This is a genomic window from Rhodococcus sp. IEGM 1381 (genome assembly GCF_030056795.1).
Lineage (GTDB): Bacteria > Actinomycetota > Actinomycetes > Mycobacteriales > Mycobacteriaceae > Rhodococcoides.
Map to the genome: position 1 here is coordinate 53590 of NZ_JASHKQ010000019.1, position 21997 is coordinate 75586.

Below are 21997 nucleotides of genomic sequence, written 5' to 3' on the forward strand. Positions count from 1 at the left end.
ATCATGATCCTGTTGCGACAACACCGGGAGCGCGCATGGGACGTCGCCGCCATGGCGTTTGCTCTGGTGTTGATGCTGGCGGTGACCGTGGACACCGAGGGCGGGACTCACACGGGCACCGTCGTGGCGGTTGTCGTCGGCGTCCTCGGCGCTGTGTTGTTGTGGTGGCGTCGCCGGTGGCCGATCGAAATCGCGGTAGCGCTGGGGGCGTGCACTGTCCTCACCGATGCTGTGGGCGGAGCCGAACTGGTAGCCGTCTTCACCGTGGCGTCTCTGAAGTCGTGGCGAGTCACCACTGCGGTGGTGGTTCTGCACGTGCTGGCACCGATGATCTGGACGCGACTGTGGGGCGAACAGTCGATTCTGTACACCGCGATACTCAGTCTCGCCTTTGTGAGCATTCCGGCAGCGTGGGGAATCGTCGTCAAAGCGCGGCGGGAAGTGATCGACTCTTTGCGAGAGCGGGCGGAGCGCGCCGAGTCGGAATCGAATTTGCGCGCCGAGACCGTTCGCGGACTCGAACGTGAGCGGATCGCGCGCGAGATGCACGACGCATTGGCGCATCGGATTTCGTTGGTCAGTCTCCATGCCGGTGCACTCGAGGTCCGGCCGGATGTCGGTGCGCGGGAGGTCGAGGCGCTTGCGTCGACCATCAGGTCCAATGCGCACGGGGCCCTGGAGGATTTGCGGGAGATACTGGGAGTACTTCGATCGGGCGACGTGAACGTGCCGCGTCCACAATCGGGTGTGGGCGATATAGCTGCGCTGATCGACGATTCGGAGAAAGCCGGTACGCAGGTGACGTTCGTCGACGAGATGTCGGCGGATATTTCGCTGCCTGCCTCTACTTCACGCACCGTCCACCGCGTGATTCAGGAAGGTCTGACCAACGCCAGGAAACACGCGCCGGGGTTGCCGGTGCGATGTGGGATTACACAGGTCGACAACGAGATTCGAGTGTGGCTCGAAAATGGCATCGGCACAGGGGGATTCGCGACAGTCCCAGGCTCTCGATCGGGAATGATCGGCCTCACCGAGCGAATCGAACTGGCAGGAGGGCGAATAGAGTACGGAATTGCCCGCACCAGTAACGGAGTGGTCTACCGTTTGGAAGCATGGCTACCGTGTCCGAACTGACCTACGGTCCCGAAGCGGGCAAGACACTGAAGGTGTTGCTGGTCGACGACGACGCATTGGTTCGGGCCGGTTTGTCGCTCATCTTGAGTTCGGATCCGGGTATCGCAGTGGTCGGTGAGGCGTCCGACGGGCGCAGCGGTATCGATGCAGTGCACGCGCTGTCTCCCGACGTGGTTCTGATGGACGTGCGGATGCCTGTCATGGATGGTCTGGTTGCCACCGAAATGCTTCGCGCAGAGGGTTTTTCAGCGGCAATCGTAGTCCTGACCACGTTCGACACCGACGAATATCTGCTGCGGGCTCTGCGGGCGGGAGCCAACGGGTTCTTGCTCAAGGACACGCCACCGCGCGACATCATCGACGCGGTGCATCGCGTCGGAACCGGGGAGTCGATGCTGTCTCCGACGGCCGTAGGACGCTTGGTTGCCCACTGGCGCGAGCAGGACGCGCGATCACACGACTCCGCCACCCCTCGAGCGCGAGCGGCACTCGATTCTCTCACCGATCGAGAACGTGAGGTGGCAGTTGCTGTCGGATCGGGAAAGTCCAACGCGGAGGTCAGTACGGAGTTGTACATGAGTGTGGCGACGGTGAAGACCTACGTGTCACGGATCTTGACGAAGCTGGAGTGCAGCAACAGGGTTCAGATCGCAATCATCGTGCACGAGGCGCGCTGACGGAGCGGGCTCCAATTCGATCACAGCGCAAGGGTGATCAGCAGAATCAGAACGATCGCGACAGCGAGGATCAGTGCAGCGAGGATGACCGGCGACGGAATCGACGTCCGATCGCCGACGGCATCTTCGATCCGCATCAGGACGTCGTCGATCGGGTTCTTTTTCTTCTTGGGCAAGTCGAATGGCGGTGGCGAGTAGGTCGAAGGAACGGGATTCGCTGTGCTTTCACCAGGTTGCACGGCGGGTAGGCCTGCGATGGTACTGCCGAATTCTCGGGACGGACGGCGAGATTCGGACACCGGTGTCGAGCGTCTCGCCCATGCCGGAACTACGCCGTCCGCGGAAGTCAGGGGTACACCCCGTAGCTGAGCTATGGTGCCGCGCTTGCTGATCGCAGCGAGGATGATCTCGTCGCGGGCCTGCGCCATGGTGGGACGCCGAGCAGGATCGGGCTCGAGCATGTGCAGCAGCGGACCGGTGAGATCTCCGCTGCGGGTGGGAGAAATGATCTGCCCCTTGGCAACTCGGTGCAACAGTGCGATCGAATCGTGATCGATGTCGAACGGAGGTTTGCCTTCGATGGCGGTGTACAGCGTGGCGCCGAGGGAGAACACGTCGCTGGCTGCTGTGGGATCCTGTCCGCGGGCAACCTCCGGGGCGAAATATGCAGGGGTGCCGGTGATCACGCTGTCGTCGGATTCCTCGACGTCCCCTTTGGCGCGAGAGATGCCGAAATCACTGATCTTGACGATGCCCAGATCTTTGCCGCGATCGGCGATCAGAATGTTGCCCGGCTTGATGTCGCGGTGCACGATTCCCGCCTCGTGCGCCTCGGTCAGTGCGTCGGCGATCTGTGCCCCGATCTGAGCAACCTCGAACGGCGGTAGTGAATCGGTGGTGCCGAGCGCCTGCGCGAGACTGCGCGAGGACAGGTATTCCATGACCAGCCATGGCTCGCCGTCGACGAGAGCAACGTCGTGCATCGCGATGGCGTGTGGGCTGGACAGGCGGGCAGCGATGCGACCCTCACGCATGGCCCGATTGCGCACCTCGACGGCTTGCTCAGGGCTCAGCGCGGTGGTGGACGTGACCTGTTTGACGGCAACCTGACGATGCAGAAGTGTGTCGGTGGCGAGCCATACTGCGCCCATTCCGCCGCCCCCGAGTTTGCCGGCAAGGCGGTATCTTCCGGCCAGGAGGTAGTCGGGTCCGACTCCTCGTCGAACACGCTGCTGATCGGTCACGCCCACAGGTTAGTTGACGATGGCGGGGCGTGCCCGCAGCAGCAGAACGGAAGCCCCCACCAGCGGCTTCGGCACCACCTTGACGAGTTGCCGTCCGAGCGGCTTTACTGAGTGCAGATCGAAATTGTGTTCGAATACGCCACTTCCCGCGTTCGACGAACACCGATGTTTCGGCTCGATTTTCTACATCGTGAAGGGGAGTGACATGACTGTATCGGGAGCTTCTGTCACGCCGGATGTGCTCGACGGGTTGTCGCTGCCGGAGCGTGTCGCGTTGCTGCGTAGCCGGATGGCTGCCGTGCCATCCCGGGGCGAAACGGCGTCGGTGCGCATCGAGAGTTCGGACCCCGACCCCGTTCGCTCCGATCCCATTCGTTCCGATTTCGGCGAGGCCGAGCCGATACGTGCGGTCCGTCAGCGGGCCGTTCTTCCGGTGCCCTCTGCACTGATCGACGTGCTGCCGCACGGTGGACTGGTGCGTGGAACGGTGGCCTCGGTGTCCGGTGCCGGCTCGCTGCTGATCGGTTTGGTGGCGGCAGTGACAGGTGCCGGTGGGCATGTCGCCGTCATCGGGCAGCCTCGTTTCGGGATTCTGGCCGCGGTGGAGATGGGCGCACAGCTGAGCAAGCTGGCCCTCATTCCCGATCCCGGTCCCGATCCGGTGGAAGTGGCGGCAATCCTGCTCGACGGTGTGGACCTCGTGGTGCTCGGTCTCGGTGGCATGTCGGTATCGCCCACTCGGGCCAGAGCCGTGGTGGCCAGGGCGCGGAGCAAGGGATCGACGCTGCTCGTGACCGATGGACACTGGGACGGGGCAGAACTACGACTGGACGCATCGGTGCACGGTTACGACGGTCTCGGTACGGGTCGGGAGCTGGGACGTGGCCGGCTCCGCGGCGTCCGACTGTCGGTGTGCGCGCGCGGCAAGGCGATGCGGCCCCGCACCGTTCGGCTCGACCTGCGTTCGGAGAACGGCCGCATCGAGTGGCATGCCGAGGAGCGCGAACAGAATCCATTGTCGATCGCGGTCTCGACATGAGCATCGATCGTTCCAGCCGTGTTCTTGCCAATCGTGTTCTTGCACTGTGGTGTCCTGATTGGCCCGCTGTTGCAGCAGCTGCTCAGGCGGATCTGCCTGCGACGCATCCGGTGGTCGTCACCTCCGCCAATCGGGTCGTCGCGTGCTCGGCGACGGCACGTGCGTCGGGTATCAAACGCGGATTACGGCGTCGGGAAGCCCAGGCGCGGTGCCCGGATGTGCATGTCGCTCTCGCCGATACCGATCGTGATGCGCGACTGTTCGAGCCTGTGGTCTCTGCCGTCGCTGCCATCGCACCGGGAGTCGAAGTGCTGCGGCCGGGCCTGTTGGTTCTCGCTGCCCGCGGTGTCGGACGGTATTTCGGTACCGAGCACCGGGCCGCGGAACGGCTGATCGACCAAGCATCGGCTGCCGGTGTGGAATGCCAGATCGGTATCGCCGACGAGTTGTCCACCGCGGTCGTTGCCGCGCGGTATGCACAGGTGGTACCTCGCGGAGGTGGTGCCGGCTTTCTCGCTCCGTTACCGGTGGCAGAACTCTCGGCCGAACCGAGTATGTCCGCTGCAGATCGTGGTGAGTTGGTGGACCTGTTGCGACGCTTGGGTCTACGAACCATCGGCGACTTCGCTGCGCTGTCTCCGGGTGATGTCGCGTCGCGGTTCGGTACCGATGCGGTGTTGGCGCATCGCAGTGCCCGGGGCGAGCCCGAACGTCCGCCCTCGGCCCGGGCGCTGCCGCCGGATCTCGATGTGGAGTATCGGTGCGATCCGCCGATCGATCGGGTCGACGCCGCTGCATTCGCCGGGCGCGGTCTTGCCGAACAGTTGCACACCAAGCTTGCTGCCGCTGCCGTTGCGTGTACTCGTCTGCTGGTGCATGCCAGTACCGGTAACGGTGAGAATCTGTCGCGGATCTGGCGTTGCGCGGAGCCGTTGACGCCAGAGGGAACAGCCGATCGCGTGCGGTGGCAACTGGACGGCTGGCTCACCGGGCGCAGCGAGAACAAGCCGACGTCCGCGATCACTGTTCTGAGGCTCGAGCCGATCGAGGTGGTGGCAGCCGGTGAGCTGCAACTGGGGTTGTGGGGCAGTGTCGGAGACGAGGACGAGAGAGCGCGTCGGGCATTGGTGCGCGTTCAAGGTCTGCTCGGTGGCGAATCGGTGCTGGGCGGTGTTCTCAGCGGTGGGCGCGGGCCGTCCGAACGGATAACGCTGCGCCCACTGGGCGACGAGCTGGTGCCGATGTCCGATCCATCCCATCCATGGCCTGGACGGTTACCCGAGCCTGCTCCGGCGGCGGTGATCGAGACACGTCCGACGGTGACGCTGATGAATCGGACGGGTACGGGAATCGGCGTCACCGACCGCGGTGTGTTCGACGCGCCACCGGCACGATTGCGCTGGGGAACCAAGGAATGGGAGCTGACGGGATTGGCCGGGCCGTGGCCGGTGGACGAGCGGTGGTGGGACAGCGGCAATGCATCGACTGGTCCGACAGCGCGGGCCCAGGTGGTGCTCGACGACGAAAGGGCCCTGCTGCTCGTGTTCGACGAAGGTCGGTGGCGGGTGGAGGGAATCTACGAATAGTGACACCGCTACATTCGAGTGAATGCAGATGATGTCGGAGACGGTCGACCTCGGTGGCGTCGATATCGCGTATCGCACTTTCGTCCCGCTGGAACACCCGAGCGCGGCACCGGTGCCAGTGATGCTGGTGCACGGGATGGGCGGGGACAGTGGAACCTGGGATCGATTCGCCCGAGCACTGACCGCTCGAGGTCGCCGGGTGATCACCGTCGATCTGCGCGGGCACGGCAAGAGCGCCCACACACCAACGTACGAGTTCGACTCGTTCGGTGGCGATCTGCTTGCTCTGATCGATCACCTCGGGCTCACCGAAGTCGATCTCGTCGGGCATTCCCTCGGCGGATATGCGGTCTCGCTCGTCGCGCAGCGTCGCCCGTCGCTCGTTCGCCGTCTGGTACTCGAAGAACTTCCGATACCGATTCGGCCGGGGGATGCCCCGCCGACCCTGACCGGCAAGCTGCCGTCGGTCACTGAGCTCTGGCACGCCGCGACCAGCGTTGTTCTGCATCCCCGTGCGGTACTCGCGTTCGATCGGTCGATGACCGCCACTGCTCTCGAGCAGTTCCGTCGGCCGAATCCGCAGTGGTGGGAGTCGTTGGCCGACATCACCGCTCCGACGTTGGTGCTTCGTGGAGGTCCCGGCGGCATGGTCGATCCGGTTCGGCTCGACGCGATGGTCGCCGAGATCTCGACCTGCCGCGTCGAGGCCTTTCGCACTGGACACAGCATCCATCGCGACGGTTACTCGGCGTTCGAGGCCACCGTTCTTCCGTTTCTGACGCAGTAATCGCACTCATGTCCCTGAGCATGCTCGATGGAAAGCTGTTGGCGTGGTCGGCACTGTTCGTCGTGTCGCAGGGCAATATCGCGCGGTTGCTCGGGCCCGCGGCCCCGAAAGTACTCGAGGTACAGACGGCCTGGTCCGAGCAGCGCTACCGGCAGATCCTCGCGAGCATGGACGACGCCGAGATCGCCCGGTTCCGCAGCCACTATTTTCCCGACTTCGTGCATCCGGCGATCTATGCCATCGCACTCAGGGCCGGCGCACGCAGCCTGGCCGCGAAGACGCCACTGAGCCATGCGGCGACGACGGCATTGGCCGTCGCACCCGTTGTCTCCGCTGGCGGTGACTACATCGAGAACATCGTTGGACTGATGCTGATGGACAACCGAGAACAGATCACCGACACCGTCGTCCGCGCCACCACCGTGGTCAGCACCGTCAAGTGGATACTGGCGATCGGCTCACTGACGTATTTGACTCAGGGATTTCTGCGCGTGTGGGCAAAGGCTCTCTTGCGCTGAGGCAAACCCAGGCTAAAAGACGAAGGGCACCAATCGTTTCGAGTGTGCCATGTACTCGGCGTACGCGTTTCCCAATCCCTCGAGCATGGCCGTCTCCTCCGATGGGATTCTGCGAACATATCCTCCCGCCAGAAAGGCCACCATGACGGGAGAAAGCCAGTTCCCGTAGGCAATACAGAAGCCGAGCGCGCAGATCAGTGCGCCGGCATAAGACGGGTGGCGAATGAACCGATACGGGCCCGTCCGAACCACGAGTTGCTCAGGGTGCGTGTGGACCACGAATGTGAAGGACTCTCCGAGTGTGCGAGCTGCCGAGATCCGAAGCGCCTGCCCGAGGGTCGCGGTGGCCAAGCCTGTCAGAAAGACCTTTCGTCGGTGGCGGGTGCATACAGTGGCCGGCGAGATCACGCTCAGGAGAAGGCCTCCGCCATACGAGAGCACAAGGCCGCGGCCGACGGCGCGGCCGGAACCATTGTCTCGGTTCGATGAGCCGGTCCGCGGCTTCCGCATCCCCATCTTGTATTCCGACCACACGAAGCCGGTGAATGCTGTCGCCAGAACAGCAGCGGTCGAACGGTTGGTCACGAACAACGGCAGCTTCTCGGCGATCACGCGAGAAGCTTCTCAGACGCGGATCCGTAACGGACCCGCACCCAGACCGACTCACTTCATGATCGAGTGATGCGATGTCGAACAACAGCATGTCGTAGCGAGATCTATCGACTCGGCCCGACCAAATCCTCCCCGAGGGAAGTGCGTACGTACAGCACCGATCGTCCCTGTCTGACGCGTCGCACCACCGCCGCTTCGCGCAGAACACGAAGATGTTGGCTCGCCGCGCTGGGTGAGACGTCCAGTGCGGCAGCGATTTCCCCGGTGGTGGTAGGCGTGTCGAGAAGCGTGAGAATCGTGGCACGTTGGGTGACGAGAAGATTGGTCAGCGCTCGGTTCGGAGCTGTCGGTGCCATGTTCCACACTGCGCCGCGCCCGCGGGCCGGGTACACCAACGACGGAGCCCGCGTCGGGCTGATCTGAGTGATCGCGCCGTGCACGAACACCGACGGAATCAGTGGAAGTCCACGTCCGTCGACGTCGACCCACACCTGGTCCTCGAGCCGATCGACCCACAGCACACCGTCATCCCATCGAACTCGGGAATCGAGGTGCTCGAACATCTTTCGTGCCCCGAAGTGCGAGAGCTGTTGTGCTCGGTAGTCCACATCGCCGTCCAGTACCGCTCGGATGCGGGCCCAGTCGGGTTCGAGGCACGTGGCCCAGTAGTGCGAGAGCGCCTGGACTGTACGGGTGCGCACCGCTCGGGCCGGACCGATCAGGACCGCAGGAATCTCAGCGGAGAAGGCGGCAGCGATATCGCGTCGCATCTCCGCTGCCGGTGTCGCCCCGACAACGGCGATCTCGTCGTCGAAAGCCGGGGATTCGGTGGGCGTCCGGGGAGCGAGAAAGTCCGGGATTCTGCCGTCGGGAGAGACCAACGCCGTCAGTATCTCGGTGTCACACTGCCGCCATGCCGTCAGGATGCGTCGACGCCACGGCTCGTGCAGACGGTGCCGATTCGGCGAGGTCCAGGCACGCAGGCTCAGGACCGTCTCGAACAGCGGCGAGACGGTCAACGAGGTATCCGCCAGGTCGGCGGCTCGGAGATGAAGTGCGAGCATGTAGTCCCACACTAAATGGTGGCGACCGGCGACCGTGCTCGGTGTACTGATCCACATGCCCATCGACTTCGAAGATCCAGCCAATGGCGACACCTATTCCGGCCGCGAGGCCGACCCCTCTTGGGCTGCCGCGATCACCGATATCGTCGATCCGGTCGGCGCGCACGTCGTCGATCTCGGGTGTGGCGGGGGTACCTATGCGCGTGCATGGCGCACGCTGGGAGCGGATGTCACAGCTGTCGATTCCAGTGCACCGATCCTTGAGTCCGCCCGCCGATCGTCGCCCGCGGACATCGTGTTCGAGTGTGCGCCCGCCGAGCGCACCGGCCTACCCGACGGCCTGGCAGATATCGTGTTCGCTCGCGCTCTGGTCCATCATCTGCCCGATGCCTCCGCCGTGGCGGCCGAGGCGTTCCGGCTGCTACAGCCGGGTGGTATCGCGATCGTCCAGGATCGGACGAGCGAAGACGCGACACTCGCAGGATCACCTACGAACCCGCGCGGGTATCTCTTCGACGCGTTTCCCCGGTTGACGGAGGTCGAGGGTCGCCGCCGATACGACGTCGACGACGTACTGGCCGCATTCGCTCGGGCAGGGTTCACCGACGTTGCCACGCAACCACTCTGGGAAACTCGTCGACGCCACGAGAATCGCGAGCAGTATCTGACCGAGATCGCTGCCAGAACCGGACGCTCGATTCTGCACGAACTCTCCGACGTCGAGCTCGCGGAGTTGGTCGAGTATCTGCGTGGTTGCTTGGCCCCTGGTGAGTTGATCGAACGCGATCGCTGGACTTTGTGGACTGCCGTGGCCCCCTAGTAGCCGCTACCGTGAGTGTCCACTCTGTGCGACCACACACGGGACCGCGATCGCGAATGGAAATTGTGGACACTGGCGGTACCTGGGACCACACACGTCACCAGCTCGTGCCGGGAACCAATCTGCCGATACGCCGGATCACTTTGCCGATGCGTGCTTTCGGAGTCTTCGGATCGTACGGGCGGACTCGGTAGGGCACCTTCCCGTCCTCGAGAGGTATCGGTATCTCGCCCTTGGCGGCAGCGGATTCGGCGAACGTACGGTAGTGCTGGTGCATCGTGCGGTCTTTGCCCTTGGGGGCGAACATGGCTCCGAATTGTCCGAGTGTTCCCAACGGTGTGTCGATGCGTTTGGGCTTGTCGCTCAGTGCGCGGATCACCATTGCGGCGGCCTTCTCGGGTGAGAACACGGGGCCGACGTTCTTGTCGCCTGTCGGGGTGATCATCGGGGTGTCCACCAGGGGCATGTGAATGGTGGTGTAGGTGATTCCATCCGAGAGTGTCTCTGCAGCAGCAACATCGGTGAAGCCGTCGAGTGCGGCCTTGCTGGCCACGTAGGCCGAGAAGCGCGGAGGGTGTCCCAGTACCGCGGCACTGGAGATGTTGACGACGTGTCCGAACTGGCGTTCGCGCAGATGCGGTAGGAGCGCCAGCACCAACCGAATCGCCCCGAAGTAGTTGACCGCCATGGTGCGTTCGTAATCGTGCAACCGATCGGTGGACCGATAGAGCGACCGGCGGATGGATCGACCGGCGCTGTTCACCAGCATGTCGACGTGATCGTGTTCGCTCAGAACAGTTTTGACGGTGTGGTCCACCGATTCGCTGTCGGTCACGTCGCACGGGTAACCGTAGGCGGCACCGCCCGATTCGCGAATGTGCTGAACCACCTCGTCGAGTTGATCTTGTCCGCGCGCGAGCAGAATTACCACCGCGCCCTTGCGTGCCGCCGCCTCGGCGCTGGCTCGCCCGATGCCGGAGGACCCGCCGGTGATGATGATGTGACGACCGAACAACGGCCCGCGTGGGTCGTTTCGGCGGTTGCGCTTGGGATCGAAGTTCTTCTGCCAGTACATCCACACGCGATCTGCATACGTGCGCAGTGGCGGCGACGTAATCGAGCTGCCCTGCAACGCTTTCTGAGTCGCTGCCGACTCGAACACCGTGGGCAGTGTGAGATGATCGAGCATGACCGGTGGCACGCCGAGATCGCGGAGGGCGGCGTTGCGCTGCTTTCGTACCGCTCCGGACTTGGGGGAGACAACCGGGGCAACCAATGCTCCGGGAACGTCGAGAACTCGTGCTCGGGACCCGGCCGCCGACGAGAATGCGGAGTACACCTCGGCCATGGACTGTGGACTCGAGTTCACCAAATGAAAAACACTGTGGGGAGCGGTGTCCCGGTGCGCGAGTTCGACGATGGCGTCGGCGACGTAGTCGACCGGTACCAGGTTGGTATTGCCCATCTTCGGCACCGTGATCGGTAGCACGGAGGGCAGCTTGGCCAGTTGCGCGAAGAACGGAAAGAAGTAGTAAGGGCCGTCGATCTTGTCGATGGCTCCGGTCTCCGAGTGGCCGATGATCGCGGCAGGGCGGTAGACCCGCCAGTCCGCGGTGCTGTCGCGGACCAATTTCTCGGACTCGAACTTGGTGCGGTGGTAGGCCGTCGGGAATCTCTGGCCGAGGTTGAAATCGTTCTCGGAGAACGTTCCTCGGTAGTCTCCGGCAACGGCGATCGACGAGATGTGGTGCAGCCGAGCGCCGGTCTTCTCGGCGAGACGAATCACCGAGGCGGTTCCGGCGACATTGGTCGGTGCCTGCTCGTCTCCTGCGGTCAGGTCGTAGACGGCACCGAGATGGAGGATGTGGTCGATGTCGGACGGCACCTTCGTGAGTCCGAGCTCGGGCTCGGTGAGATCACCGACCAGTGGATGAATTCGATCGCCGCCGTCGAGTTGCTGTGCCAGTCGTTCCAGGCGAGCCACCGAGTTCGGACGTACCAGCACGTGGATCACGGAGTTCGCATCACGCTCCAGCAGTCGGGGTAGGACGTTCTTCCCGAGAAATCCGGTACCGCCGGTCACGATGTAGTTCGCCATGCGTGCCGACCTTACTCTGAAGTAAGTTCCTCGGCTAGTGGCCTATACCGGCCTTGTCGTGCACTTTCTTCATCCATGCCGGTGCCCACCAATTGGCCTCACCCATGAGCTTGACCAAGGACGGAACCAGCAGCATCCGGATGATGGTGGCGTCGATGATCAGGGCGAGAATGACGCCGAAGCCGAGAAACTTCATGATCGACAGACCGGAGATGGTGAACGCCCCGGTGACCACGATCAGAATCAGCGCTGCCGCGGTGACGATACGTCCGGTGCGCTGGGCACCGAAGACAACGGCTTCTTCGGTGCTCGCTCCCGCCGCGCGAGCTTCGACCATGCGAGACATCAGGAACACTTCGTAGTCGGTCGACAGGCCGAAGATGACCGCGAGGATGAGGACCACGAACGTCGATTCGAGTGGTCCTGGAGTGACGCCGATCAGTCCTGCTCCGTGACCTTCCTGGAACACCCACGTCAGGGCACCGAATGTCGCGCCCAAACTCAGCCCTGCCATCAGTACGGCCTTGATCGGCAACACGATCGAGCCGAACGCCAGGAACAGCAGTACCAGCGTCGAGACGACCATGATCGAGATCATCACCGGTAGCCACTTCGCGATGGCCGCATTTCCGTCGTCGATGTTCGCGCGACCGCCGCCGACGAGGATCTCGGTACCGTCCGGAGGGGTGATCGAGCGCAGTGCAGACACTGCGTCGGATTGGGATTCGGCCTCGGTCAGTCCACCGGTCGGTTCGCTGTAGGCCGCCTGAAGGGTCACGAAATCGTCTTTGGAACCCAGGAATTCGGCGCGGGCGATGCCGGGGGTGGATTCCACGGCCGAGGTCAGTGCTGCAATGGGTGCGCCCTGAGGCTTGACGCCGTCCAAGCCGCGAAGAACGACGGTGGCACCGTCACCGGTCGACTCGAAGTCGGTGCCGAGTGTCTCGAACGCCATGCGCGCGGGGTTGTCTTTCGGTAACGCCGTGTAGTCGACCTCGCCGAGCGAGACCTTGAGGATCGGGGTGGCGATGATGAGCAACCCAGCGACGATGACGGCTGCGACGATGCCTGGATGCTTCATCACGCGGGTGACGACACCACCCCAGAACTTGTGTGCGCGTGCATCGCTGCGATCGGACGCGGTGCGTGACCAGGTCCAGGAATTGATGTGGGTGCCCAGAATCGCGAGCAGTGCCGGAACGACGGTCAGTGACAGCGCCGCGGCGCTCGCCACCGCGGCCATGGCTCCGAATCCGAGGGATCGGATCACCGCCTGGGGGAAGACGAGCATGCCGGCGAACGCACAGATCAACAGCAGTCCCGAGAAGACGACGGTCTTGCCTGCAGTGGCGACGGTGCGGACGGTCGCGTCGATCGGCGTCGACCCGTTGCGCAGTTCCTCGCGGAACCTGCTGACGATGAACAATCCGTAGTCGATGGCCAGGCCGAGCCCCAACAGCGACGCGACGTTGATCGAGAACGAACTGACTTCGGTGAACTCGGTGAGGACGCGCAGGATCGCCAGGGAGCTGAGCACGCTCAGGATGCCGACGAACACCGGAACCGCCGCGGCGATCACACCACCGAAGATGAAGATCAGCAGCAGCAGCGTGATGGGAACGGCGATGAGCTCCGAGCGGACGAGGTCGCTTTCGAGGGTCTCACTGAGCGACACTCCGACCACCGACGCGCCGGCGAACTGCGATTCGATTCCGGGCACTTCGAGCTGGGGCGGAAGTTCGCCGAAGGTATTGAACGTGACGCCCGAGTTCGCCCCGAGGGATACCGTCACCAGCGCCTTCGTTCGGTCCTTCGAGACCAGGAATTCTTTGCTGACCGGGTCTGCGGTCCAGTACGAATTGACGTTGCCGAGGGTGTATCGACCTGTGAACTCGTCGAGCGTCGCCTGTACCCGGGGTCCGATGTCGTCGATCGTCTCGCCGTCGGGTGCGGTGTAGATCGCCACGATGTCCGGTGTCGGCTGACCGATGCCCTGCACCAGCCGTGCCACCTCCGACGACTCACTGCCTGCGTCGGCGTAGCCGCCCTCGCTCAGTTTCGAGAAGACGCTCAATCCCAACACCCCGCCGACGGCGACGACGGCAACGACGACTGCCAGCACCCATCGTTTGTGCGATACGACGAACGAGGCCCAACGGGTCACGACGGTGCTCCGGCTCTGTGGAAGGGGTCAGTGGCGACTCGACTGTAGTTGATCGTGTCGGACCCTCGTGCTCTCATTAGAACAGATGTTCGATGCAACGGCGATGCGGTGTGGGGAGGGCTAGATGGGATGGAACGACGGGCCACCCACGTGGTCGGAGATGGAGCGCGTCCTGTCCGGACGTCCCAAGCCTGCGGCCGAGGGCGACGGAGGCGACAGCCCGGCGTGGTCGCGAAAGAGGGACGTCTACGACCGCACCATCGACAAGCCCGTGCTGGCCACGACGCCGTATGCAGAATTGCACGCGCACTCGGCGTTCAGCTTTCTCGACGGTGCCTCGCAGCCGGAGGAGATGGTCGAAGAAGCGGTACGACTGGGCCTCGAATCCATCGCCATCACCGATCACGACGGTTTCTACGGAGTCGTTCGCTTCGCCGAGGCGGCCAGAGCTCTCGATATCGGAACCGTGTTCGGTGCCGAACTATCGCTCGACAGCGATCGCTCGAGGGCCGGAGCGACCGACCCCGACGGCACTCACCTATTGGTGCTCGCCCGCGGGCAAGAGGGGTATCGACGGCTCTCGCGTCGGATCGCGGCCGCGCACCTGGCCGGTGGAGTCAAAGGCAAGCCGCAGTACGACATCGACGAGCTCACCGAAGCGGCCGGCGGGCACTGGCAGATTCTCACCGGTTGCCGGAAGGGTCATGTTCGGCAGGCACTCTCGCGCGGCGGTCCGGAGGCGGCCGAGGCCGCACTGCGCACTCTCGTCGACCGCTTCGGTCCCGATCGCGTGACCGTCGAACTCACCCGGCACGGAATTGCGGACGACGACGAGCGCAATGACGTGCTCGCGGCTCTGGCTCGCCGGTACGGCCTTGCGATGATCGCGACCACGGCCGCGCACTACGCGAGTCCGCGCAGCAGGAGGTTGGCCATGGCGATGGCCGCAGTACGTGCGCGCAGCAGCTTGGACGAGGCCGCCGGTTGGTTGGCACCGACGGGCGGCGCACATCTTCGGTCCGGGGCGGAGATGGCCGAATTGTTCGAGCACTATCCGGGCGCGGTACGCGGTGCCGTCGAGCTCGGTCGTGAGTGCTCGTTCGATCTGAAGCTGATCGCGCCGCGCCTGCCGCCGTTCGAGGTTCCCGACGGATACACCGAGATCAGTTATCTGCGGCGGCTCACGTTCGAGGGCGCGGCCCGCCGGTACGGCCCGCAACCGGCGAATCCGGCGGCGTATTCGCAGCTCGAATACGAACTCGACATCATCGAGCGACTCGAGTTTCCCGGCTACTTTCTGGTGGTCCACGACATCGTCGACTTCTGCAAGACACACGACATCCTGTGTCAGGGAAGAGGTTCGGCAGCGAACTCTGCTGTCTGCTACGCCATCGGCATCACCAACGTCGACCCGGTGGCCAACAAGCTGCTGTTCGAACGGTTCCTCGCACCCGAACGCGACGGCCCACCCGACATCGACATCGACATCGAATCGGATCGCCGCGAGGAGGCGATCCAGCACGTCTACGCCAAGTACGGCCGCACCCATGCCGCTCAGGTGGCCAACGTCATCACCTACCGCGGCAAGTCCTCGGTACGAGACATGGCCCGTGCGCTCGGCTTCTCGCAGGGGCAACAGGACGCGTGGAGCAAGCAGATCACCCGCTGGTCCGGAATCGGTGATCAGGAAGGTGACGGTATTCCAGAATCCGTTCTGCAACTAGCCCGGCAGATCGAGGGATTCCCGCGGCACCTCGGCATTCACTCCGGCGGCATGGTGATCTGCGATCGGCCGATCGCCGACGTCTGCCCGGTGGAGTGGGCGACGATGGAGAATCGCAGTGTGCTGCAGTGGGACAAGGACGATTGTGCCGCAGTGGGTTTGGTGAAGTTCGACATGCTCGGGCTGGGCATGCTCTCGGCGCTGCACTACATGATGGACCTGATCGCCGAGCACAAGGGCATCGACATCGACCTCGCCTCGATCGACCTGTCCGAGCCCGAGGTGTACGAGATGCTTCAACGAGCCGATTCGGTGGGGGTGTTCCAAGTCGAATCCCGCGCGCAGATGGCCACTCTGCCGAGGCTCAAGCCGCGTAACTTCTACGATCTGGTGGTCGAGGTCGCCCTGATCCGTCCCGGTCCCATCCAGGGCGGTTCGGTGCACCCGTACATCAAGCGTCGCAACGGGCTGGAGCCGGTGATCTTCGAGCACCCGTCGCTCAAGAAGGCACTCGATCGAACTCTCGGAGTTCCGCTGTTCCAGGAACAGCTGATGCAGATGGCCATCGATGTCGCCGGTTTCAGTGCCGCCGACGCCGACCAATTGCGTCGTGCCATGGGATCGAAGCGATCACCGGAGAAGATGGAGCTGCTGCGCGGGAGATTCTACGACGGAATGCGCGATCTGCACGGCATCACCGGTGAGGCAGCCGACCGCATCTACGAAAAGCTGTCGGCGTTCGCCAATTTCGGCTTTCCCGAGAGTCATTCGCAGAGCTTCGCCTCGTTGGTCTTCTATTCGTCGTGGTTCAAGTTGCACTATCCGGCTGCCTTCTGCGCAGGCTTGTTGCGCGCCCAGCCGATGGGTTTCTACTCACCTCAATCTTTGGTCGCCGATGCCAGGCGGCACGGCGTGCTGGTGCACGGTGCCGACGTGAACGCCAGTCTCGGTCATGCGAATCTCGAGGGAGACGGCCTCGAGATTCGCATGGGGTTGGCCGATGTGAAATTCGTCGGTACCGCACTGGCTCAGAAGATCGTCGATGCCAGGAACTCGCACGGGCCGTACGCCTCGTTCCTGGATCTGACGGGTCGCGTCGAACTGTCGGTGGCGCAGGCGGAAGCACTGGCCACGGCCGGCGCACTGGGGTGTTTCGGCATCACACGTCGAGAGGCGTTGTGGGCTGCCGGCGCGGCGGCAGGGGAGCGGCCCGGTCTGCTCCCCGGCATCGGCGCATCGACGAAAGCGCCTGCGCTGCCGGGTATGACGGATCTCGATCTGGCGTCGGCCGATGTCTGGGCAACCGGGGTCTCGCCGAATTCCTATCCCACCCAGTTCTTTCGAGATCGGCTCGAATCTCTCGGCGTGGTTCCCGCGAATCGGTTGCTGCAGATCCCCGATGGAGACCGGGTCCTCGTGGGCGGTGCGGTGACGCATCGCCAGCGGCCTGCCACTGCCGGAGGTGTCACGTTCATCAACCTCGAGGACGAAACCGGCATGGTCAACGTCGTGTGCTCGGTCGGATTGTGGGCCAAGTACCGCAAGTTGGCGATCACCGCTCCGGCGTTGCTCATTCGAGGCAAGGTGCAGAACGCAGAGGGTGCGGTGACCGTGGTGGCGGACCATCTGCAACTGATGGATCTGCGAGTCGCATCCAGTTCGAGGGACTTTCGTTGACCGGGCCGCACCGCTCGCGTGCACAATCGAGTGGTGAAGCTGCTGCTGATTGCCGACACTCATCTCCCGAAGCGTGCTCGCGACCTGCCCGACGAGGTGTGGGCGGCCGTCGACGACGCAGATGTCGTGATCCATGCCGGCGATTGGGTGGACCTCGCATCGTTCGAGGCGCTGTCACAGCGGTCGCGTTCTCTGGTCGCGTGCTGGGGGAACAACGACGGTGACGAGTTGCGGGCTCTGATGCCCGAACGCGCCGACGTCTCGCTCGGCGGAGTTCGGTTCACCGTGGTGCACGAGACCGGTGCCGCGACGGGCCGTGAACGACGCATGGCGGCGGCATACCCGGAGACGGACGTCCTCGTGTTCGGGCACAGCCACATACCGTGGGACACGTTCGCGGACAACGGTTTACGGATGCTCAACCCTGGATCTCCGACGGATCGGCGTCGACAACCGTTCTGCACGTACATGACGGCCGTCGCCGAGAACGGGGAGCTCGAAGAAGTCGAACTGCATCGCATCGCACCTCGTTAGTGGCAGCCGAGGCGTTCACATACCGCCGGCCACCCGAATGACGGTTCCGGTGGCGTACCGCGCATCGGCGGACAGCAACCACGACACCGCACCGGCAATCTCGTCCGGCACACCGGGGCGGCCGAGGGGGATATTCGACGCCATCTTCTGCGGCCGTTGTCGATCTCGATGGAAGTCGGTTTCTATGATTCCGGGTGCCACTGCATTGACGCGAATGTTCTGCGCGGCAACCTCTTTGGACAGACCGACGGTCAGTGTATCCACCGCAGCCTTGGCTGCCGCGTAGTGCACGTACATTCCGGGGCTACCGAGTGTGGCGGCAGCAGAGGAGATATTGACGATTGCACCACCCGATTCGGCCATCGCTGCGATCGCATATTTGCAGCAGGTGATCACCCCGATCAAGTTGACATCGAGGTCTGCTCGGATGGTCTCGATGTCGTTGTCCGCCAGCTTCCCGACGGCGCGTGCCGAGCCGGCGTTGTTCACCAATCCGGTGAGGGTGCCGATCTCCGCGGCCGCTGTGAACATGTTGGAGACTGCCTGCTCGTCGGTGGTGTCGGCGCATACCGCGACCGCAGTTCGCCCGGATGTCGACAGTTCGGTGGCGAGTGTCTCAGCAGCGGAGGCATCGGAGCGGTAGCCGATCACTACATCGTGGCCGTCGGCAACCAGCCGTCGGGACACGGCGGCACCGATCCCGCGGGTGCCACCGGTGACGATGGTCAAGGGAGCGCTCATCGTTCGACAATAGCGACCGCGGAGAGGGCACAATTGCGGAAGCAGCACCCGCGTTCGACGGAAGGAGGTCTGCGGTGATCGATCGACCGGAGTTGGCCGCATTTCTTCGGCAGCGTCGTGAGGCGTTGCAGCCCGAGGACATCGGCCTTCCGCGTGGACAACGCAGGCGAACGCGGGGCCTTCGGCGCGAAGAGGTCGCCGAACTGTGCCATATGTCGACCGACTACTACGCCCGGCTCGAACGTGGGTCCGGTCCTGCTCCGTCGGAGCAGATGATTGCGTCGATCGCGCAGGGGTTGCATCTGTCGCTGGGAGAGCGTGATCATGTGTTCCGCCTCGCCGGGCACGCTCCTCCTGTGCGCGGGATCTCGACCGACCACATCAGCCCAGGATTGCTGCGGATATTGGACCGACTGAACGACACCCCCGCCGAGATCGTGTCAGAGCTCGGTGACACTCTGCGCCAGACGCCGCTGGGCGCGGCGTTGACCGGGGATGCGTCGTTGCGCACCGGGCCGAACCGAAGTCTGGGATATCGCTGGTTCACCGATCCCGCTGCCCTGCACCCGTACCCGCCCGAAGAGCGTGCCGTGCTGTCTCGGGTGTACGCGTCGGGGCTGCGAGAGATCGTCACTCTTCGCGGACCGGACTCCACAGCAGCGCATCTGGCAGCCGAACTGCTCGAGGTCAGCGAAGAGTTCCGAACCCTGTGGGCGAAGCGGGAAGTGGGGGTGCACCCGCCTGAATCCAAGCGGTTCCTGCACCCGACTGTCGGCATGCTGGAACTGAACTGCCAGACCCTTCTGGACCCGGAGCAAGCGCATCGGTTGTTGGTGTACACGGCAGTACCCGGCAGTGAGAGCTACGACAAACTGGAATTGCTGGCAGTGGTGGGAACTCAGGTCCTGTCCTGACTCGGTCCAGGGTGTCGGGCGAATCAGTGGATCGGGAAGTCCTGGATAAGTCCGACACGGGAGCCGAACATGGGTTCTGCACGTCCGATCACAACACCCGAGGAGCTTGATATGGGCCGCATCGCAGATCTATCCATCCCCGACCTGAATGGGAAGCGCGCCGTCGTCACGGGAGCCAGCGACGGGATCGGCACGGTCATCGCGACGCGGCTCGCGCGTGCCGGAGCAGAGGTCGTCATGCCGGTGCGCTCTGCCGCCAAGGGGGAGCGCGCAGCCGAGTCGATCCGTGCTGCGGTAGCCGGTGCGCAGGTCGGCACCCGCGAGTTGGACCTGTCTTCACTGAATTCGGTTGCAGCGTTGGCGAGCGAACTCGTTTCCGAAGGACGGCCGATCGATGTGCTGGTCAACAACGCAGGAGTCATGCAACCACCCGAGCGCCAAGTCACTCAGGACGGATTCGAGCTGCAGTTCGGAACCAACCACCTCGGTCATTTCGCACTCACCCTCGCTCTGCTGCCGCTTCTTCGGGCCGGTCGTGGTCGAGTTACCCATCAGACGAGCATCGCGGCGCGATCGGGGACCATCAACTGGGACGACCTGAACTGGGAGCGTTCCTATGCCGTCATGAAGGCATACAGTCAGTCGAAGCTCGCGGTGGCCTTGTTCGCCCGCGAACTCGACGCACGCAGCAGGGCCGCTGGCTGGGGAATCACCAGCAACATGGCCCATCCCGGAATTTCACCGACCAATCTGCTTGCGGCCCAACCAGGTCTGGGGCGTCCGAAAGATTCTGCGGGAAGACGGCTAATCGGTGTTCTTGCCCGCGTCGGCATTGCGGGAACAGTGGACAGCGCCGCGCAACCGGGCGTGATCGCCGCGGTTGGCACCGCCTCGCGCGGTGATCAGTTCATCGGTCCTACCCGGTTGATCGGCGGGCCGCCCGCCGAGGTCGGGCTGTGGAAGCCACTGCGCAGCATGGACGACGCACGCCGGCTGTGGGAAGCGTCCGAAGAGCTGACCGGTGCGCGACTCTCGTCCTGAAGCGATCGACTTCGACCGCGTGGCATCGACTGTCAGCGCGGTATCGGCGCGGGCTCCCGGGCATGGTCGACCAAATCGTGCACCAACCCGATGATGACATCCATCTGAGCGATCACCTCGACGCGCAGACGATCCTGCTCTTCTTCGGGCATGTCCGGTGTGTCGGGCCGGTCGAGAGACATCAGTAGGTCGATGTTCGTCCGCAGTGCCGTCAACGGCTGCATCAGTTCGGCACCTGCATCGACGATCAACTGACCTTGCCGCTCTCGCGATCGCGACAGCGCTGCCAACATTTCGTTGAAGCTGTTGGCGAGTGACGCCAGTTCGTCGTCTCCGTTGACGTCGATGGGCTCGAAACTTCCAGTTCTGGCGACTCTTTCGGTGCCGGCGCGGAGGCGTCGGACCGGTCGCAGTCCGGTTCGGGCAACAGCGGCACCGGCGACACCGGCCAGGGCGACAAGAAATGCCCCGACGATAACGAGCGCAAGTGTGAGCTTGGCGAGCAACGGTGACGCTTCGCTGAGCGATTCGGCCACCATGATCGTTGCGCCCGAGTCGGTGCGTTGCGCTGAGAGGTAGTAGCCACGGACCTCACGCAGCGACCGATCGACGCTACCCTCGACGACTGATTTTTCAGGGTCGTCCAGAGCGCCGTCCGAGTTGATGAACGGCTCGCTACCGTTCGTCGACGTCACCAACGCGCCGTCGGTCGTCACCAGCGCCACCTTTACCTTGGTGCCCTCGGTGTCTTCTATGCCGAAGCCGAGCAGACCGGCCGGCAGGCCTGATGTCGCGCTGGCGATGATGGCGTCACTGTTGCGGCCGACGCGGTCGATGATCTGCGAACGTAAGGCCTGCTCCGCGACGAGATAGATCGCCAGAGCGCTCACTGCTACGGCGAGCGCTGCCACACTCATCGTCAACACTCGTATCCGGCCGTGCAACGACAGCGCCCTCGGGCGAGTGGCCGCACGTGAATCGCTCATCTATCGAGTATGCCGGTCGACGACCGATGACGATTCCGCAGGCCGCGCAGATCCAATCGATGTACGGCGCAGGTCGACACTCGATCGCTGTCTGCTCTCGGCTCCGGTCCGGATACTGCCGGGGACCGGAGGCTGGACAAGAAGCCGTTCCCGACGGTCACTGATCAGAATGGTGGGGATTCGGTGTCTTCGGTTGTTGGTGGCTCGTGGTTGTCGGGTGGGTGTGGGTAGGCGATGATCCCGGATCGTTTGGGTTTGGTGGGGATGTGTGGTCTGAGGTCGTTGCCGATGATGGGTACGGCTGTTCCGTTGGCGGGCAGGGTGATTCGGCTGGTCTTCGAGGTGGAGGTCCACAGGATCGCGCCGCCGGGGAGCATGACGGCGCTCCAGTAGCCGGCGGTTTTGACGGTGTGGTGGAACTCGCACAGGCATTGGAGGTTGTTGATGGTGGTCCAGCCGCCGCCGAGCGGGTTGGCGTGATCGAAGGCGATCACGTGGTCGAGTTGGCAGCGGTCCGCGGGGCGGTGGCAGCCGGGGAATCGGCAGTGTCGGTCGCGGAGCCGGACTGCGGCGGTGGTGCGGGCGTCGGGTCGGTAGATCAGGGCGCGGTCGGTCAGTGGGTCGCGTGCGACGGA

General features: G+C 63.9%; 19 protein-coding genes. 11 read left to right on the top strand and 8 right to left on the bottom strand.

Going from position 1 to position 21997, the window contains the following annotated elements; translation table 11 throughout:
* Positions 1-3 precede the first annotated feature (3 nt).
* Positions 4-1137 carry a sensor histidine kinase gene (locus QM797_RS23900; protein WP_283278156.1) on the top strand — a complete coding sequence of 378 codons (1134 nt, stop codon included), beginning with the start codon at positions 4-6 and terminating at the stop codon, positions 1135-1137.
* On the top strand, positions 1116-1814 hold the full coding sequence (locus QM797_RS23905; protein ID WP_283278157.1) for a response regulator: 699 nt from the start codon (positions 1116-1118) through the stop codon (positions 1812-1814). The genes QM797_RS23900 and QM797_RS23905 overlap by 22 nt, the downstream gene beginning before the upstream one ends.
* 20 nt (positions 1815-1834) lie before the next feature.
* Here the strand turns inward: QM797_RS23905 and QM797_RS23910 are convergent, their stop codons facing one another.
* Positions 1835-3058, bottom strand: a complete 1224-nt coding sequence (locus QM797_RS23910) for a serine/threonine-protein kinase (RefSeq protein ID WP_283278159.1) — start codon at positions 3056-3058, stop codon at positions 1835-1837.
* Between the two features lie 205 nt (positions 3059-3263).
* Here QM797_RS23910 and imuA' point away from each other — a divergent pair, with 205 nt between their 5' ends.
* From imuA' to QM797_RS23930, 4 genes are read left to right on the top strand one after another with little or no spacing between them, the layout of a single operon-like run.
* A complete protein-coding gene (imuA', locus tag QM797_RS23915; protein WP_283278160.1) occupies positions 3264-4097 on the top strand; it encodes a DnaE2-dependent mutagenesis accessory factor ImuA' in 834 nt (277 codons plus the stop codon).
* On the top strand, positions 4094-5683 hold the full coding sequence (locus QM797_RS23920) for a DNA polymerase Y family protein (protein ID WP_283278161.1): 1590 nt from the start codon (positions 4094-4096) through the stop codon (positions 5681-5683). The genes imuA' and QM797_RS23920 overlap by 4 nt, the downstream gene beginning before the upstream one ends.
* A 22-nt stretch (positions 5684-5705) precedes the next feature.
* Positions 5706-6470 (top strand): alpha/beta fold hydrolase, encoded by a 765-nt coding sequence (locus tag QM797_RS23925; protein WP_502942391.1) that lies wholly within the window; start codon positions 5706-5708, stop codon positions 6468-6470.
* Between the two features lie 8 nt (positions 6471-6478).
* The gene (locus QM797_RS23930) at positions 6479-6988 is read left to right on the top strand and encodes a hypothetical protein (RefSeq protein WP_283278162.1); all 510 of its coding nucleotides are present in this window, start codon (positions 6479-6481) and stop codon (positions 6986-6988) included.
* A gap of 12 nt (positions 6989-7000) precedes the next feature.
* On the opposite strand, the gene QM797_RS23935 is transcribed toward QM797_RS23930, so the two are convergent.
* Together QM797_RS23935 and QM797_RS23940 are read right to left on the bottom strand one after the other, a co-directional pair.
* Positions 7001-7600, bottom strand: coding sequence for a methyltransferase family protein (locus tag QM797_RS23935; RefSeq protein ID WP_283278164.1), 600 nt, complete (start codon positions 7598-7600; stop codon positions 7001-7003).
* Positions 7601-7704: 104 nt separating this feature from the next.
* Positions 7705-8664: an ArsR/SmtB family transcription factor gene (locus QM797_RS23940; protein ID WP_283278165.1), complete on the bottom strand. Its 960-nt coding sequence runs from the start codon at positions 8662-8664 to the stop codon at positions 7705-7707.
* Positions 8665-8719: 55 nt separating this feature from the next.
* Here QM797_RS23940 and QM797_RS23945 point away from each other — a divergent pair, with 55 nt between their 5' ends.
* Positions 8720-9484, top strand: coding sequence for a class I SAM-dependent methyltransferase (locus QM797_RS23945; protein WP_283278166.1), 765 nt, complete (start codon positions 8720-8722; stop codon positions 9482-9484).
* Positions 9485-9581: 97 nt separating this feature from the next.
* Here QM797_RS23945 and QM797_RS23950 read toward each other — a convergent pair whose 3' ends face one another.
* A complete protein-coding gene (locus QM797_RS23950) occupies positions 9582-11582 on the bottom strand; it encodes an SDR family oxidoreductase (RefSeq protein ID WP_283278167.1) in 2001 nt (666 codons plus the stop codon).
* 34 nt (positions 11583-11616) lie between these two features.
* Positions 11617-13746, bottom strand: coding sequence for an MMPL family transporter (locus tag QM797_RS23955; protein ID WP_283278168.1), 2130 nt, complete (start codon positions 13744-13746; stop codon positions 11617-11619).
* A gap of 124 nt (positions 13747-13870) precedes the next feature.
* On the opposite strand from QM797_RS23955, the gene QM797_RS23960 reads away from it, so the two are divergent.
* Together QM797_RS23960 and QM797_RS23965 are read left to right on the top strand one after the other, a co-directional pair.
* Complete coding sequence (locus tag QM797_RS23960) at positions 13871-17146, top strand: error-prone DNA polymerase (RefSeq protein ID WP_283278170.1); 3276 nt, start codon at positions 13871-13873, stop codon at positions 17144-17146.
* 33 nt (positions 17147-17179) lie between these two features.
* Positions 17180-17680 carry a metallophosphoesterase family protein gene (locus tag QM797_RS23965; RefSeq protein ID WP_283278171.1) on the top strand — a complete coding sequence of 167 codons (501 nt, stop codon included), beginning with the start codon at positions 17180-17182 and terminating at the stop codon, positions 17678-17680.
* Positions 17681-17695: 15 nt separating this feature from the next.
* Here QM797_RS23965 and QM797_RS23970 read toward each other — a convergent pair whose 3' ends face one another.
* Positions 17696-18421: an SDR family NAD(P)-dependent oxidoreductase gene (locus QM797_RS23970; RefSeq protein ID WP_283278172.1), complete on the bottom strand. Its 726-nt coding sequence runs from the start codon at positions 18419-18421 to the stop codon at positions 17696-17698.
* 74 nt (positions 18422-18495) lie between these two features.
* Here QM797_RS23970 and QM797_RS23975 point away from each other — a divergent pair, with 74 nt between their 5' ends.
* Complete coding sequence (locus QM797_RS23975) at positions 18496-19335, top strand: helix-turn-helix transcriptional regulator (RefSeq protein ID WP_283278173.1); 840 nt, start codon at positions 18496-18498, stop codon at positions 19333-19335.
* 111 nt (positions 19336-19446) lie between these two features.
* Positions 19447-20376: an SDR family oxidoreductase gene (locus QM797_RS23980; RefSeq protein WP_283278174.1), complete on the top strand. Its 930-nt coding sequence runs from the start codon at positions 19447-19449 to the stop codon at positions 20374-20376.
* A 32-nt stretch (positions 20377-20408) separates the two neighbouring features.
* On the opposite strand, the gene QM797_RS23985 is transcribed toward QM797_RS23980, so the two are convergent.
* Together QM797_RS23985 and QM797_RS23990 are read right to left on the bottom strand one after the other, a co-directional pair.
* Complete coding sequence (locus tag QM797_RS23985; RefSeq protein WP_283278175.1) at positions 20409-21362, bottom strand: HAMP domain-containing protein; 954 nt, start codon at positions 21360-21362, stop codon at positions 20409-20411.
* Between the two features lie 164 nt (positions 21363-21526).
* A partial coding sequence (locus QM797_RS23990; protein WP_283278176.1) for an HNH endonuclease occupies positions 21527-21997 on the bottom strand: 471 nt, incomplete at its 5' end.